Origin of the sequence: Salmonella sp. SAL4457 (genome assembly GCF_046548235.1) — a bacterium.
Taxonomy (GTDB): Bacteria; Pseudomonadota; Gammaproteobacteria; order Enterobacterales; family Enterobacteriaceae; genus Salmonella; species Salmonella enterica.
Genome location: NZ_JBGDZO010000333.1, coordinates 1 through 284, shown reverse-complemented (window position 1 = coordinate 284; position 284 = coordinate 1). Strand labels below are relative to the sequence as shown.

1 pseudogene is annotated in these 284 nt (G+C 65.1%); it reads left to right on the top strand.

What is annotated here, in order from left to right:
• Positions 1-284: pseudogene (locus ACLJNW_RS24525) on the top strand (hypothetical protein); the annotation flags it as partial.

The window sequence follows — 284 nt, the reverse complement described above, 5'->3', positions numbered from 1 at the left end:
TAAGAGACAGATCACCGACCACATCACGCCCTGGGACGCGGTGTATCGCTCGGCCCTCCTGCTGGGCGGCCAGCGCCGCTTCATCCTGTCCAACAGCGGGCACATCCAGAGCATCCTCAACCCTCCCGGAAACCCCAAGGCCTGCTACTTCGAGAACGACAAGCTGAGCAGCGATCCACGCGCCTGGTACTACGACGCCAAGCGCGAAGAGGGCAGCTGGTGGCCGGTCTGGCTGGGCTGGCTGCAGGAGCGCTCGGGCGAGCTGGGCAACCCTGACTTCAACC